This is a genomic window from Paenibacillus sp. GYB006, assembly GCF_036577645.1.
Lineage (GTDB): Bacteria > Bacillota > Bacilli > Paenibacillales > Paenibacillaceae > Paenibacillus.
The window spans coordinates 43,876-59,513 of sequence record NZ_JARBDA010000018.1; the positions used below are offsets into that span (position 1 = coordinate 43,876).

The 15,638-nt window shown below is 37.1% G+C and carries 13 protein-coding genes; 3 read left to right on the forward strand and 10 right to left on the reverse strand.

What is annotated here, in order from left to right:
* Window positions 1-970 precede the first annotated feature (970 nt).
* The 3 genes from PV403_RS22020 (at window position 971) to PV403_RS22030 (ending at window position 1,961) form a co-directional block, all read left to right on the forward strand.
* A complete protein-coding gene (locus tag PV403_RS22020; protein WP_332085990.1) occupies window positions 971-1,348 on the forward strand; it encodes a hypothetical protein in 378 nt (125 codons plus the stop codon).
* The gene (locus PV403_RS22025) at window positions 1,258-1,476 is read left to right on the forward strand and encodes a helix-turn-helix domain-containing protein (RefSeq protein WP_160037218.1); all 219 of its coding nucleotides are present in this window, start codon (window positions 1,258-1,260) and stop codon (window positions 1,474-1,476) included. Before PV403_RS22020 ends, PV403_RS22025 begins: the two co-directional genes overlap by 91 nt.
* 104 nt (window positions 1,477-1,580) lie before the next feature.
* Window positions 1,581-1,961: a hypothetical protein gene (locus PV403_RS22030; protein ID WP_160037217.1), complete on the forward strand. Its 381-nt coding sequence runs from the start codon at window positions 1,581-1,583 to the stop codon at window positions 1,959-1,961.
* A gap of 51 nt (window positions 1,962-2,012) precedes the next feature.
* On the opposite strand, the gene PV403_RS22035 is transcribed toward PV403_RS22030, so the two are convergent.
* The 10 genes from PV403_RS22035 to PV403_RS22080 form a co-directional block, all read right to left on the reverse strand.
* Window positions 2,013-2,729 (reverse strand): phosphodiester glycosidase family protein, encoded by a 717-nt coding sequence (locus PV403_RS22035; protein WP_160037216.1) that lies wholly within the window; start codon window positions 2,727-2,729, stop codon window positions 2,013-2,015.
* Between the two features lie 822 nt (window positions 2,730-3,551).
* Window positions 3,552-3,953 (reverse strand): PBECR3 domain-containing polyvalent protein, encoded by a 402-nt coding sequence (locus PV403_RS22040; RefSeq protein ID WP_332085991.1) that lies wholly within the window; start codon window positions 3,951-3,953, stop codon window positions 3,552-3,554.
* Window positions 3,954-4,691: 738 nt separating this feature from the next.
* On the reverse strand, window positions 4,692-5,297 hold the full coding sequence (locus PV403_RS22045) for a recombinase family protein (protein ID WP_160037133.1): 606 nt from the start codon (window positions 5,295-5,297) through the stop codon (window positions 4,692-4,694).
* Window positions 5,298-5,970: 673 nt separating this feature from the next.
* Entirely contained in the window at window positions 5,971-6,675 is a 705-nt protein-coding gene (locus tag PV403_RS22050; protein WP_332085992.1) for a hypothetical protein, read from the reverse strand.
* Between the two features lie 151 nt (window positions 6,676-6,826).
* Window positions 6,827-8,203 (reverse strand): HIRAN domain-containing protein, encoded by a 1,377-nt coding sequence (locus tag PV403_RS22055; protein WP_332085993.1) that lies wholly within the window; start codon window positions 8,201-8,203, stop codon window positions 6,827-6,829.
* A 440-nt stretch (window positions 8,204-8,643) separates the two neighbouring features.
* On the reverse strand, window positions 8,644-9,222 hold the full coding sequence (locus PV403_RS22060; RefSeq protein ID WP_332085994.1) for a hypothetical protein: 579 nt from the start codon (window positions 9,220-9,222) through the stop codon (window positions 8,644-8,646).
* Window positions 9,223-9,248: 26 nt separating this feature from the next.
* Complete coding sequence (locus PV403_RS22065) at window positions 9,249-11,867, reverse strand: lipase/acyltransferase domain-containing protein (protein ID WP_332085995.1); 2,619 nt, start codon at window positions 11,865-11,867, stop codon at window positions 9,249-9,251.
* A 330-nt stretch (window positions 11,868-12,197) separates the two neighbouring features.
* On the reverse strand, window positions 12,198-13,268 hold the full coding sequence (locus PV403_RS22070; RefSeq protein WP_332085996.1) for a peptidoglycan DD-metalloendopeptidase family protein: 1,071 nt from the start codon (window positions 13,266-13,268) through the stop codon (window positions 12,198-12,200).
* On the reverse strand, window positions 13,265-13,864 hold the full coding sequence (locus tag PV403_RS22075; RefSeq protein ID WP_332085997.1) for a hypothetical protein: 600 nt from the start codon (window positions 13,862-13,864) through the stop codon (window positions 13,265-13,267). The genes PV403_RS22070 and PV403_RS22075 overlap by 4 nt, the downstream gene beginning before the upstream one ends.
* Window positions 13,861-15,638, reverse strand: a 1,778-nt coding sequence (locus tag PV403_RS22080; protein WP_442951788.1) for a CD3337/EF1877 family mobilome membrane protein, incomplete at its 5' end; no start/stop codon positions are given. The genes PV403_RS22075 and PV403_RS22080, both read right to left, overlap by 4 nt.

Genomic DNA, 15,638 nt, shown 5'->3' on the forward strand with positions numbered 1-15,638 from the left:
AAAATTGTATCAGTTCCTATAAACCCCAACATGTACCTTGACACTCCATCCATAAATATTTTAATAGCTTTGCTCTTTAAATAATACTAGAGAAGTATATCACGTCATCGTCACACTTATTAGTTATAATTTACCAATATTAATAAAATTTCTATAATGACTCTTTAGTAATAGGGGATAATATTAACAAACACGCATTCATCCACAAAACATCTAGGTTATACTTTCATAGTAACCTATTTAAAATACCCGCCATTTTGTCTCATGTATCCGCTTTTTATGTAAACAATATTCAGGCTAAGTATACTACACAGCTGACACACATTTATTGAACTATACTGCCGTTTAGCTTAACGAAAAATAGAGCAGCTGATGTATTTTCCCTCAAAAAAAAGCGAATCCCTATAGGAGGTATTCGCACGTTGGGTCATTAAAAAGTCCCTAGAATTATTTTCTACTTGGACAAACTTCAAATAAATCAACCATCCCCTGCCAACCTCAAACTGTTTAAGCCGGATATCTACCATTTCAAGAATCCAATTACCCTTCTGTCCTCATATTCCTCAATTAGCTTATGATTTTCCTATTTAATTTTAAGATTATTTCTTGGCTCTGTAGCACGTGTTAAGCGATAGAAAAGATCTAGAACGTTTAGTCTAGGATGCTTCTTTCGGAGTAGGCACTCTGGTTATCCGCTACAGTGATAGCGGTGCGTATCAGCTTTATGTGACGTTTTATGCATATTTCGCTGGTAGCATAGCGCCAGGTTTAACAGCAAAAAAGTTAATTAATAACACCTAATTTAACCACTTTTTTATAGAAAAAGACTTTAGATATAGTTGTAAAATGGGTAAAATATAGTATGAATAGGAACTTGTGTTCCCTTTTTTCTTAATATTGGTTTCTAAATCCTATGATTCAGTTCCTAGTTAGTAGAGAAAATTATCAATATACATGAAAGGAGAGTCCAATGAACGAACTACAAATCAAAGATGTAATTGATGCTGAACTCAAACGAATGGCTTGGAGACTCCAGTATCATGCAAAAAAAGCAGCTAGGCAGTACCCATTTACTTATGACTTTACAAGGCAAGAATCTTTTGAAGATGAAATTGTAGACGAGTTACATGTAAAAGATATGCTAAACATGATTGATAAGGGAAATGGTAAAAAGGTTGTCTATTCGCTGTACGTTGAAGAAAAAAGCGCAAAAGAGGTATCTGCAGAAATGAATATGACTGTACAGGCGGTGAATAAATGGAAGAGACAGACACTCGAGGATTTGAAGAAGAAGGTCTCGCACAACTACTCGTCAAAGCAAGATCCGGTGAAGACAAAGCTATCCTGAAAATACTAGAAATTTATCACCCCGAAATGGAAAAATTATCGAAAACGATCAGAATGCCGAAAGAAGATGCAATGCAAAGCTTACGTCTTGAGCTAATAGAATTTATTAAAAATTATAACAATAAATAAAAAAAACCTTGTGGATATTATTGGACACGACTTCTTTTTTTTGTAACTTTTTTCGGAGTCATGCGTCTACATATTGTGAGTACCTAAAGGAAGGATGAAAGAGATTGAAGACAAAAAAGAAGTGGTATGTATTGTCGGGTAGTCTTGTTCTGATGATAGCGCTTGGTATTTGGTACGTTTTAAGTTCTGATATTTTGCTAGGATGGCCATCTCCATCTAAGCAACAGGAATATTACAAAGGTACTATTGTCGAAATAGTTGAGGAAAATTCCACAATTGACGGCGATAAGGTACTTCACTCTATAAAACTCGACACTGGAGATGTGCTAACAGTAACTAAAAATACAATGTTTTTTGATCAGACAAGTGATGTCAAACGAACAGAATCCGATTTTGGTGTAATACAAGAAGGCGTTGAAGTCGAAGCATGGAGTAGACAAGTCAATAATCATATGTTTGAAGCATTTGAAATAACAGTGAAGTAGAAATTAACAAAAAACAAGCCTTTCTAAAGGCTTGTTTTTTGTTGTTTCATATTAGTTTTTATTAATTAATTTAATCATGTTCCAGACATATCTTCCTGGACTCGGATCTGTACCATCGGCTTGAATGAGTTCACCATTAGCATGAACTTGCATTTGTACTGAGCCTGATCCATCCAAGAAAATTGCATTGTAGCAGCCAAGATCATTTTTAAAAAAATCTCGAAGACCATAGAGGCTCTTAAATACAGTGGAAGTAACTAAGTAAGCGTATACCCCATTGGTCTCGTTTTTAAATCCAATACCAGAACGTCTTGTTAGCGGAAGACTAGGTGAAACTACTTCCCATTGTTCAGCTTCTAACAGTTGTTCAAACTGGGCCTCAGTCCCTGGTAGATTCAAACTACCTCCACCAATAACAGTCTTAAACTGTGAGGCACTTAGACCTAGCTTATCTTTTAGATCGGTCATCGTAGTACACCGCTGAACACCAGCTTTTGTTACGCCATTGTCCGTAAAAGTAAAGAATGTGCCCCTGTTACGGTCACCCCCAGCGTTACTTCCAGGATTTTGTGTTACACCATCATAACTGATAGAAAGACCGGCGTAAGGAGGAGATGAATAGCTAGTAGATGCAAAAAATCCCCCATTAATTCCATAGTTGTTAGTAGAGCAAACTGGCTTCTTAATTACTTCAGAAACAATATTACTTACATGTGTTTTAATTACGCGATATCCGTCTCTCTCAAAGTAAGAATAGTTAATAGCCATTTTCTTATCCCTCATTCTTCAGTTAGTAAAGACGGGGACCAAGAGGAAGTGGTTGTCCCAAACCGCTCTCTCCTCTTCGTCTTTCACTTACTAAGGAGTTTTTATTGAGGGTTTTGAAACCAAGATTCATCAAGGGATGAATTTCTTTTTTTGGGATTTTAAATTTCAGCTGCTCGAAAGAGCAGCGTTCGGCCGGTAACGGCCACCATATTGCTTTTCAGATGAACCGGTTCTCATGATTTATGAAAATTTTAGCTCCGTGGCGCATTGTTAAGAGATAGAATTGAATTGGATAATAAAACACTTTATTAGATAATGAATTAAAATTCGAACACGATAAATTCACAAAAAACGAACTTAACAATATGGAAACTAAGGATTTAGAGTAGTATATAGGATAAAGAGCTTATTATCGAAGGTTCTCAAGAAAGAAAAATATTCTTTCGGTAAGCGTTAATATAAAAAGCCGGTCCGTATGTACATGGCCGGTTTTTTGAAATTTATAAAGGGCTCTTAGAAAATCCATTAAAAAACAATGAATTTTCAAGGTTTTTTATAAATATACAAGCAAAAAGACCCCTTTCGGGGTCCATTCATTTTTAGGATCAAAGCAGGGCGGCGTATCCTGATCTCTGGTAACTTACCTTTCGGTAAGCGCGTGGGGAACCTTTCCCACCTCAATGATCCTTAGTTCATATTATAGTCAAGAAATCGAAATTTAATGTCATATACCTAAAAGATATACTATGTATATTATAGTATCTTATCCATTAACTATAGTCAACAGATAAGATAGGGAAAATTGAATAAAACTAATACAAATTACTCTACGTATTGGACGAGACGTTTGCTACGTAGACGCTTTTCTAACTTTACTGCAGCATTGTTTAAATCGTAAAAGGAAGATATATATAAGTACCCGGCCGGGTCTAATTTAATCGCCAATAGAACAGTATCAGTAACTACTTTAATAAGTTCCACACTATTCGGAACCGTTGGGTTTTTGCCAACGTAATCCGGATGTGAAATCATCTCCGGAATCAAGTGACCATACTGCTCAATAATCCCTGGATGCTCTCGTTTGATGTGTCGAATCGCACCTGGGTAGATTTGTACTTCAGCAACTGGGAAATTTATGCCCGTCAGCCTTTTGATACTTTCAATATTAAGTTTCCCAACGATTTGAACGTCAGTAGCGTTGATATTTATATTATATGATTCCAAGGCTTCGTTCCTCTCCCAAGCGGTTAATAAGGTGAGTATACTTGAATCAGACCGAGTGTTACAGATGTTTTTCATATTGTTTGATTTCCCCTTGCATATTTGTTTTGATATTAGCATTATATGTAAACGATTCTGATAATTTAACAAGTCTTGGGTCGTTCAGGGCCAAGTATATACTGTTGTACTTGCGTATTTGATTAAAAAAAGGACAATTAAAATCAATTTTAAGCAATTTTTATGACCAGTTACCCATAAACAAAAACAAAAATCGTTTTAAACGGACATGAGAAGGCCATTTTAAGGCTTGGATTGTGTTTGTTTTTTTAAAATTTCAGATATTCCTTTTTTTATCCCAAAAAAATTATCCTCACACTGGATTATTTAGAATTAATAATAAGTGGTGTGAGACTTCGTGATGATTGCGAAGTATATACCACATAAAATTTTGAGTATGTCATTCGTACAGCACATGAACCCGCCTAATATGTACTTGATAATAGACAGATATAAAAACAAAAAAGGGACACTATAGGAAGAATATCTTCCCGTGCCCCTTGCAAACTATTCTATTAAATTGATAATTTTAAATAATTTTACAATATACTATAATCATAGCAAAAAGACGTTCATACTTCAACCAAACTTAGAATTTTATTTTTATATATCAATTCAATGTATTTTCTATTTATTATCCAACTTCCATTGTTGTCGATCGGTTGCGTGTAATGCCTTCTTCCTCTAAAGAGTAGCTTCGTATTCCTTCACTTTCTTATAAAAGGTCGGCTTCTTCATATCGACCATATCCATAAATGCTACTGCTGTAATCTTCCCTGACGTCCACTGCTTATACAGTTTACCCCACTCTTCAGGTAATTCTAACTTAGGTCTTCCCAGATGCTTACCTTTAGCTTTAGCAACTGCAATACCTTCAGCCTGACGTTGTAGAAGAGTCTCACGTTCCTGCTGTGCTATAGATGTGTAAACCTCGATGATAATATTGTTTATCATATCAATCACCCACTCCTGTCCTTCGGGAACGTCCTGCATAGTCGTGGGTAAATCAATAATCTTTACACGAATACCTTCATCCTTAAAGTATTGTAGGTATTGTTTGATCTGTTCCTTGTTTCTTCCTAAACGATCAATAGATTTGATATAGAGGGTATCCCCTTTACGCATAGCCTTCAGCATATTTTGAAAACCTTCACGATCCATATCTTTACCTGAAGCCTTGTCACTATATATGTATTTATCATTCGTTACATATGGCTTTAACGCTTCATACTGTCTGTCCAGGTGTTGTTCTTTAGTTGACACACGAGTGTACCCAAAATTAATTCCCATTGTATCCCGACCACCAATCTATATCTCTTGCTGCCTTCATTATAACCCTTTAGGTATATAAACAACAATTAGTTTATAGACGTTTATAAAGGTTTATATGTCGTATTATATAGACTGAATTACACTGCTTTACTGAGTGTCTATAATGGTGTACCTTTATAGACGGTAGAGAAACTAAAATTACTTGAGACGGTTTGCCCAATTGCGAGATGTATTCTTCAAAGCTGTTTTACTTGATGTTACTGTAGAGACCGGATATTACCATAGACTAGATATATTTTTGTGCATCAATTTTGAAGTAAAATAACATCAAAAAAACTGATAAAAACCTACAAGATGACTTTCCTGTAGGCTTAACCAGTGTAATACAACGAAATAACTACTACTGAACCAAGTATCGCCCAATGTACCAATTCGTTATTCGTTATTTTCAGACTCCCGTTCCATCTTCCCCGATCTGTGCAATTTTCAGGCCCGCCAGTAAGGTCCCAAAACGTAAAAACTGATAACTCCAGAAGCGGTTTTCGATGGACTACCTAACATTTTCTTTTCCCCTAAATGTACGCTTGTCGGAATATTTATGCCATTGATGCCCCTCCAATAAAATCTATAATAATATTCATTGTTAACTGTTTCCCATCTTTTCAACTTCCCTTTCATTCTGCTCAACTTCTTAGCTGTATCTTATAAATTGTATAAATTCTTTTCCGAAATCAGTTATGTAAAGCATTGTAAATCCTTCCCTACGCATATCTTCATAAGTATTACTTATTGTTTTTTTATCCAAAAGTAGTGATTTAGATATTAAATCACTTATATAAAACTCATATCTTCCCTCTATTTCAATAGTAGATAAGTGCTCTACCTCACTCTTGATTATTTTAAAAATCCTTTCTTTGTATGATGCGCTCGTTAATTCGCTTACAATGCATTTGTTAAATCCCTTATTAGTATCTGTACTTCCTTCTCGCCCAGTTTTCTCATACAACTTTAATATTTCTATTTCAATATAATCTAGCCTACTCACAAGGTCTAAGAATGTCTCTTTGAAATCTGATTGATAATCTGTGTTCAAACCCGAAATCAATATATCACGATAGATTTTAAGTTTATATTCACTCTTGGTTTCAATAACACGCTTTATGACTGCAAAATAAATATCTATAAATTCGTCAGATCTAATAACTCTCTCATCATATTCCAATCCTAAGGTACTTAAGTGCATTAGAAAACTTTCTACAAAAACATTTATGCGTCTTTGGGCAATTCGGCTCTTATATTCAAATAATAATTCATTCAGTCCCCCACCAACATATGGAATTGCGGATATAGTACCTTTAAATATACTAGTAAATATCTCTTTCTGTTTATCGTCCACTAAAGTACACCTCCCACGAATTTTATATATAGGATTTAAGTTATATCACAATGTTATCTGATTGGAACTATATTTTCGAATGCGCTTTCACCATTACTTTGCGGATAAATCACCCTTTACTACTTAAACTTGTCTACTGAGAACTGTTGAGTCATAGTAGCAAAAAGTTATAAACTGTTGTTTCTTTTAGATCTATACGTTGAACTGATATATAAATAACTTTACTTTCTTTAGTTTTAATCCTCGATAAAAACTCCATTCCAACATCCATTTTTGGAGCAAAAATCAAAGCCCACTCCTTACTAATGAATCCCACCAGATTATTATCCTTATCCAATACTTTTATTGCATTCTTATCATATTCATTATTCGAATCTCTACAGAGTATTACCTCATCACCGACTTTTAAGTTTTTAACAAAAACTACTCGTTCAGGCCTGGTTATACCTACTATTGGTAGTATCTCAACACCACTCTTAATTCTCATAGCTTCCCAATTCGGAATTATATTCTTATACATTTTTTCTAGTGAGAGAAGCATATCACTATCTATAATATACAACTCGTAATCAAGAATCTGCTGGTTGAATAGTGATACTTTATCTATGCTGTGCCTGTCCCAAAAGCCTTTTACTTCAATTATTATATTATGATTCAAAAAAAAATCTGGGAAGTAACTAATCGTGTCAATTTCAATATCGTTCACTATTTTTACAGTATTCGATTTTAAAGAAAAGCCCTTTTTCTCGTAGTCCCATTCAATATTCTTAAAATTAAGAATTCTTGCAACATTCGCTTCGTAGGTAGATAAAAAAACTTGTCCTAAATCCTTTCTGAAACCAACATTACTTACTCTACTATCATTTTTAATAATGTGACTAAAGAATGATATATCTCCATCTCGGTCAGTAAAACCACAATTAGATATATTAGCTCGTCTCATAATGCTTTCAAACTTTCCAATAACCGATTCAGGCTTTGGATATACAATGTCTACTGGAAACTTATCATGTAGTTGAATAGAATAAAGTTTACTGATTCCATACTGATTTTCTTTTATTTCAATGGAGTTATATGAAGTATTGCTTTGACCTAAATACTCTAAAATTTCAATTACTTGTTGAAGATCATCTTCATGAAATATATAGTATTTAAATACGTCAACTTCATTAACCTTAGGGTTATATTCCAGTGTTACTTTACTAGTGCCATTAAATAATACTTTGTGAAAGTCGATTCTACTTTCAATTTCACTATATAGTATTTTCTTCTTTTCATCATCGTCAAAATATTCAACTAAGTAAGTTATCTCCAAATAATCATTTCTTAACCGTTCAACTCTATATTCATTAACTTTCATTTTTAACTCATAAAAGATTTTTCTTAAATCTCTTATATATGCTTTATCAATATCAAAATATCTAACGTATCTTTGTAATTTGATTGTTTTTGGTTTAATAGAGTTTCCGAATGCATCTAACATAATATCCTTTAACTCTTCATAAGATATATCCCCTCTCAAAACCATCACCCCATCACACCTTTATCATTTTTTGTATGCAATAAATTGAATTGTAATCATTCTGAAGTTCAAAGCAGCAATAAATACGAACCTAACTAAACAGGAACTAGAAATTAAACTTCAGGCTACTAAATGAATTAATTTCTCTTAAGCTCTTGAAGAATTCTGCTAACTTATTTATCTATAAACTTCTTACATATTAAATTGTGTGTCCTATAATAAACATAATCATATAATTCCAACTCTAGATGGTGCAGGAACATAAAAAGGCGCCCCCATTACTCCAGGAACACCCTTGTTTTACAACTTATTTGTAGTTGTAATATTCCTAGCTTCATGTAATCGCAGACGGAGTACAATGTGATACCGGTGAATTGTATTCGGAGACTGTCCATAACATTCATCAATTAGGAATATTAAAACCACCCATATATAGTAAAATGTCCTTAATGCTTAACTCCATTATTATCAGAGTCAATTTTAGGAACAGTCTCAAGATGTACATCTAATGGTAACTGCCCCTTATTACTAAGAAGAATTGATTCCTGATCTTGAGTAACGTTGTAAACTGTTAATTTACCAACAGGGGTTCCTCGTGACATGTATATCTTAAGCTCCATACTCTCATCATCGATAAAGGTAAACTGATGAATCCAATTAAGGCAACCATCGCGTTTTTCTTTGATTTGAAGCAATTCAACTCGTTTAATCTCATCGGTCTGTTTATCTTGTCTCCATGTTCTATATAAAATTGAAGTCAAAACAATAAGCGGAAGGACGATCATGAATACAATTGGCAATAAATCTATTATGTTTTTTGTTGTAATAAAGAAATAAATAATTCCTGATATTAATGTACAACTCATCCAACCAATAGGTACAACTCTAAAAAACAATAACTTTAGCACTTGCTCTTTCTTAAACGGGAAGCCAGTACGCCATCCATTAGTAAAATAGTACACAAGAGGGAGAATGATCCAAAGAATCAACAATCCAATTTGGATTAATATCCAGTTTGGAATCATCCTTAGTCACCTCCCCTTTAGTAAAATTATCCTTCTTCCTCTTTTAATGTAAGAGGTATCTCACGCAGTGCCGGATTTGTATTTTTTTGATCAGTTATTACTAACTTAAACTTATGTTGCTTCATTCTATCATCCACAATAAAGCTCCCTTTGAATGTTCCCTCAACATCTTCAAGCGTTATTTGTTTATTAGGGAATGCATTACGAGAAGCACGTAGCGAGGCTCGAGGTGAAGTGTTTCTAATTTTCTCCTTCGATCTCTCTGTTAAGAGCTCAAAAGAAAACTTATATTCTTGGCCAACAGTCAATACTTCCGTAGGAGGGCCAATAAAAAATAACGCATACTTTTCGTCATACATAACTTGTATGCGCAGATAATGTGAATCGAAAATAATCCCCTTAACATTATCTGCAATAGCTTCATTAAAGGTTCCTGCTTCGTGACTTTTACCAATTAGAGTTACATTAAAATCCGTTATAGAAAATAAATTGTTCTTCAGGGCATTTTCCCAAACTGTTTCAGGTGTTACGTAAGACTGAGTGTCATCCCACATTAATTCGGGAATATTTCCAAGACGAAAGTATACCCTTTTAACTTCTTCAGTTGGTCCGAATGGATTTTTAGAAAAGTACTGAATTTCAAGCTTTGCAGTTTTATTAGTTGCAAGTTTTCCCCATGCTTGACTGACTTCATCCCTCGGATCATAGAATTCCCACTCAGTGATGTTTGACGGATCAATATCAGGATTTGCTGTTTCCTCAGTTACAATTCGATAATAAGTATCCGCTTTAGTCCCAAATGTTTGTGCAGAAAAAGATACAATTAGACCTTCTGGGGTGGCAAGTAAATTGGACTTTGTAAAGGGAGCAACCATGTCAATAGAGAAGAAATATTCCTTGCTTTTTACAGGTCTTCCGTAGATATCTTTTCCAAATATCTCAAGCTTATGCTGTCCAGTAGGTAAATCCAGATCTAAAGTTTCTTTATACAGTTTTGGATCAGCACCATTAAGCGAGTAGTAAATTGCGTCAATCAAAGATGGATCTGATGAATTAACAGTTACGTTTATTGGACCTGAGAATACATCATGGTAAGGAACCTTCTTGGTGTCCCTAGCTGGCTTAGATACTATCGTAATCTGAGGTGTCTGCGGGCGATCAATCACCATATCCTCAGATATGGATTCTTTCTTATGTAACGTAAAATCAAACTCTTTTCCATTCTGCTTTATAAGTTTAGAAGCCTCACTACCTTTTAATGTAGGCAAAGTGACGAAAGCTACTTCTCCCTTTTCAACTGGTAAAGGCTCATACTTTACCTCCGTTACCTCTTCTTCGAGAATCTGGAGCGAGATATCAGCAATTCCTTTCTCATATGATGTAACTTTAACCTTTATTTCAGTTGATGCATCTTCGGGAATAAAGAGATATTTTGAATCACCAATCGAATAATACATCAATCTAGAATCTTGAGATAACTCACTAACACTTTCGATACTCGGATCAAATTGACCGGCTACATAACTGTTATCAGTATCAAAAAAAGTAGGGTTTACCGGGCATTTTACCCTTGCCATAAATCCATGTGGTAAACTAAGTTCATCACGTTCTTCTATCTCAATTCCCTCAGGTAACGTTGTCGCTTTACCGTTAATAGACCATTTAATAAAATCAATAACACTTTGGAGAGAACCTAATTCATGATGTTGTCCTTCAACGTAGAATATGTTTGCTGAATGAGTTGGCCTTGCACTAAACAAAGGAACAACACCATCTCCATTCATAAAAACAGCATTACCCTTAAAGAAGACCCTCTTATCAAAAAGTGCCTTATCAGGAACTTGATATAAAGTAGGACGACAATGAGCAATCAAGCAATCATGCTCAAAACCGTCTGGTAGCGGTAACAACATTGCCTTCTGGACGGGTTCCATAAATTCCGCCCAAACATTAACAGATGTCTGATTTTCTTTTTGAAAAAACTGTGATAATTCCAGTGCAATTTCAATATATTCTTTATCCCTATTAGGGTTAGATAGAAATTTGCCGTATTTCGAGTCGAAATAATGCTTACTAGGCATTAATTGATATACAGATGGAAACTGTCTCGCCATTCTCCTAGTAGCTTTATCATCTAGAAATGATAATATCTGTTGCAGCTTAGGAAAAATACCTGGTTCTCCATAGGCTAATGCTTTGTAAGCATCAGGAGCTCCATGCCAAGGTGTACCTAGAGTGATTAATTTTTTCAACTTAATAAGATTTCCGCCTTCTTGCAGCTTCAAAATAGCAAGTTTCGATAACATACCACCCATGCTGTGAGCTACTAGTACTACTTCATCTCCTGTACTAGCCATAGCAATAATCTTTTCTACAAGACCCTGAACTTGAGTCTGAATATCTTGCCTCCAGTCATACGCATAGAAGTCAAACATTGGCGGCTGAAAGTTGTCGAGAATTCCTTTATATATATTAACGTGAAGGTAAGAAAATGCACTTACACTTCTCAATAAGTTGCCCGGTTTCAACTTATTTTTATAGTCAAGCGTCTCCATATCTCGCTTATTCTTAGGGAACCAAACGTTATCATCTTCATAAAGTAGTTCCGTACCTTTAATACCAGCTACAAATAGTAGTTTTATCACTCTGTCCCCTCCGTCGGTGCACTGAAATCGGAAATCTGAACTCTATTTATAAGATAACAATTTTCTCCAATTAAGTACATATTAATCTTTATTGTCCTATATAGCATATGAACCACTGAATCTTCTGTCCAAGCCACATTAGAGAAACTTGACCAGCTTATACAAGAGTAAGTATAGGTAAAATTATCCCTTTGCCAAGTAAACAACGATAAAACGTTAGTTTAATAAGAACAAGTAAGCAGCCGCTCAAATGACCGGCTGCTTTTTCTTTAAGTTAAAGGGCAGGATACATACAATACGTACAATAAACTTTTCATTTAGCTACATTTCTTATCCCCCTACAAATAGCAAGGGATTCACCTTTAAACCATTGATAATGATTTCAAAGTGTAAATGGTTCCCGGTACTGCTGCCGGTTGAACCACACCCTCCAAGTACAGTTCCTGCAGATACTTGATCACCAGCACGAGCTTTAATGGAAGACAGATGCGCATAGATAGTAACATAACCGCCCCCATGATCCACACGTACATACTGACCATATCCTTCATTTGGATTACTTGCATTTTGCCAGCCAGCCATAATTACCGTTCCGGCTTTAGATGCAGGTATCGGTTGTCCGTAGGAACAAGCAAAGTCTACACCCTCATGTGGTTTTCCTACTTCGCCCGTAACGGGATGAGTACGTGGGCCAAATTCGGATGTAACTTGGCCGTTTACCGGACGACTAAACCCAGATTTACCCGGTTCTGGGATAATAATAGCGTCGTATCCTTCTGTCACGTAAAGCGTAGCGTATTTCATTACTTCTGATACATATTCCTGGCTGTGATTGTATTGATAAAGTGCTTTTTCAATGTTACCAGAAGCCGCTCCGCTCTTTCCCAAGTAATTCGCTGCGGAAAAGACCGCATCTTCTAAATCCCACATATCCGCTCTTCCATCACCGTTTGCATCTACGCCATATCCACCATACTTAGAGATTAAGTCCAAACTGGTTTTTTCCTCATCGCTGAAGTTTCCAGCCCCTGAACCACTGCAAGAGCTATGCCCCCAGCCGATAAAAGTACAAGGCATGAACTGAAAATGTCCCTCCGCACCCACGGACGAAATCATAGGATCTAACGTAGAGAACCTGGTTTCAATTCGGTGTACTGCTGCTAATAGATTCCAAGGAACTCCAAATTTCTCTGCGGCCGCCTGATAGATTGGAATATACTCTGCTGGGATCTCAGATTCACCCAAAGAAGATATGATTCCGCTCCCCCATCCACCGCCTCCATAATTACCTTCAGAATCAGAGCTGCTGAACATCATGACCATTAACATAAGTGCAAATAAGGATCCAATAAGAAGTATCGGTATTAAGGCCAAACCGCCAAGTATAGTGAATTTCTTCATGAATTCCACGCCCTTGAACGAACAGCTAGATCATCAATCTTCCATTTACCATCAATCATGTTAACCTTAATGATATAAGCTAACGTACTTGTACTCGTTTGGCCGTCCTGATCGGTATGCTCTACCTCAATATCTGCATTCCACCACTGTTCCTCTAGTCCCTCTTTCTGTGGTTCCAGCATTACATTAAGTACCTTCGTTTTGACGATCGTTAGCGTTCCCCGGCGCTGCTCCTGTTCTAATGCCTTATACAAGTTATCAGTTACATAAGGTAGAGACTTCTTCAAAAAGTCGTTTGGGTTTTCAATGTTGAATGGTACGTACACCTTCAGAAACTCCGGAATAACCTTTTGGATATCAGTCTGCGTTTCTTCTGTTGGAGCAGTCACCTCTTCCGCATACTTCTCTGCTTCCGCTTGCTCATTTGGAGAATACTTGCGAACAGATTGCTTCTCCTGGGTTACAGGCTGCTGTTGATCTTCAGCAGCAGCCTTTTCTTGTTCGATTCGGTTTCCTTCAATAATCGACCCAATAAGTAAGGCAATCATACCTAGAGCAATCATCGTTCCAAGCCATTTCATGACGAGTTCCTTCACGACTCATCGCCCCCTCCATTACGAGGATGTAGCGGTATACTCTGTACGCGGTTCTCCTGTTTTCCAGATCGTATAGGTGTGGACTCCTCATGGTTTTCTGCTTGACGATCTACACCCCTGCTTCCATGTGATTCTACTTTCTTAGATGTTCGAGTTCGGATTCTCTCCTGCTGAGCACCTGAGGAATGTAGCGGTATACTTTGTACACGATTCTCCTGCTGCCCTGATCGTATAGGTGTGGGATGCTCTAGGTGTCCTGTTTGACGATTTTGAAATCCGCTTCCAAGTGACTCTATTCCCCTGGATGTTCGGAAATTTTCCTGTTGCTGTCTTCTTTGATTACTCCCTTGGCTTTGTTCTGAATGTAGATGTTCTTTGTTAGGAATGACACTAAGAGGTACGGTCTGTGGTGCTTGTCCGCTGTTAGCTGTGCTATGAGGTGGCCGCGAGTCTATAGCTTGATCTTCCATCGGCATAGATGAAAACAAGGAAGCATCATAACCTGAATAGTCTTGACGATCTGAAGATCCTTGTTCGCCGCTTAAGGACTCCGATTGATTTCTCAAGCTACCATCACCCGTGAAATAATGATTAGGTCTAGTAGTAGCATCCTCATAACCTGTATCCCCTGCTACGCCTAAATTTCCGTATAACGGAGTAACGTTTTCAGGAAATTGTCCGCTCGTTGTGCTATTCGCTCTCGCTAAGTCTCCAGTAGCGCTAGTTTTTCCTTTCGTATCGTTTAGAGATACTGTTTGCGGTGCAGTATCTGTATCCCTATCTCTTACGGAGCTTGTGGCAGCTACTTCTGCTCTCGCATCTCCAGTAGATCCAGCCATTACCCCTGCTATCATACGGGCGCTCATCCCGCTTCCACTAGCTCCTAGTGGTGGTGGATCTCCTAAACTTTCTGATTGTAGCGGAGCAATATCCTCAACACTGTTATCTGTAAGCGTACTGGAAGCAGCATTATTATCTGTAGCATCCAGGCGTTCATTTTCTAGTGCTGCCGAGGAGCTATGATCTCTACCACTTTCCATACTATCTACGGCTGCTACAGCCGCAGCTCCCCCCGCTGGGCCACCCGCCATCATTCCTGCTACTTGAGCAGCTCCGCGAGTCGCCTTATATCTAGCCCCATTCATCCTACGATCGAGCTGTGATGCTTCTATAGCAAGTTGACGTGCAACCTGGTTGCCAGCAAATAATATTCTAATTAAGCGGTTACGAATCAAAAAGATAAGCACCAGGATAACAAACTCGATGATGGCAACGGCAATGTATCCGATGCTATCGGTGTTCCCTTCCTGATATACGATCTCAGACATGGTGAACACGATTAGCGCTATAAACGATACACCCAGTTTAAGAATAAGCGGCAAGGCCAGTTCTTCCATATACCTGCGGAATACACCACCGCCTGCCGGGAATGCTGCAATGAGTAAATAAAAGGGTGCAAGCGCGGCTACGGCCAAGAACCAAAACTGCAGCACGATGATAAGAAGCGCTAGAGCGAATATCGGAAGGGAAGTAATTCCGTTAACTACGGTATACAGTCCAGTAAAAACTAAGCGCTCTGGTACTTGTACGTAAGTCATCATCCCATTTCCTAATTTTTTTACTTCCACCTTTTCTACATATTCCTGTCGCACCTGTCCTGGTGGTGTGCTCAATAACTCATCAACCCGGCTTACTCCTACCTCACTTTCCTTATCTGTGCCATATTGCATATATAAATAGGGACGATGTACAAATAGATCCCACATATTGTTTC

Coding starts and splice junctions, on each gene's coding strand:
- PV403_RS22020 (WP_332085990.1), top strand. CDS start 971: ATGAACGAACTACAAATCAAAGATGTAATTGATGCTGAACTCAAACGA.
- PV403_RS22025 (WP_160037218.1), top strand. CDS start 1,258: ATGGAAGAGACAGACACTCGAGGATTTGAAGAAGAAGGTCTCGCACAA.
- PV403_RS22035 (WP_160037216.1), bottom strand. CDS start 2,729: ATGGCTATTAACTATTCTTACTTTGAGAGAGACGGATATCGCGTAATT.
- PV403_RS22045 (WP_160037133.1), bottom strand. CDS start 5,297: ATGGGAATTAATTTTGGGTACACTCGTGTGTCAACTAAAGAACAACAC.
- PV403_RS22055 (WP_332085993.1), bottom strand. CDS start 8,203: ATGGTTTTGAGAGGGGATATATCTTATGAAGAGTTAAAGGATATTATG.
- PV403_RS22060 (WP_332085994.1), bottom strand. CDS start 9,222: ATGATTCCAAACTGGATATTAATCCAAATTGGATTGTTGATTCTTTGG.
- PV403_RS22070 (WP_332085996.1), bottom strand. CDS start 13,268: ATGAAGAAATTCACTATACTTGGCGGTTTGGCCTTAATACCGATACTT.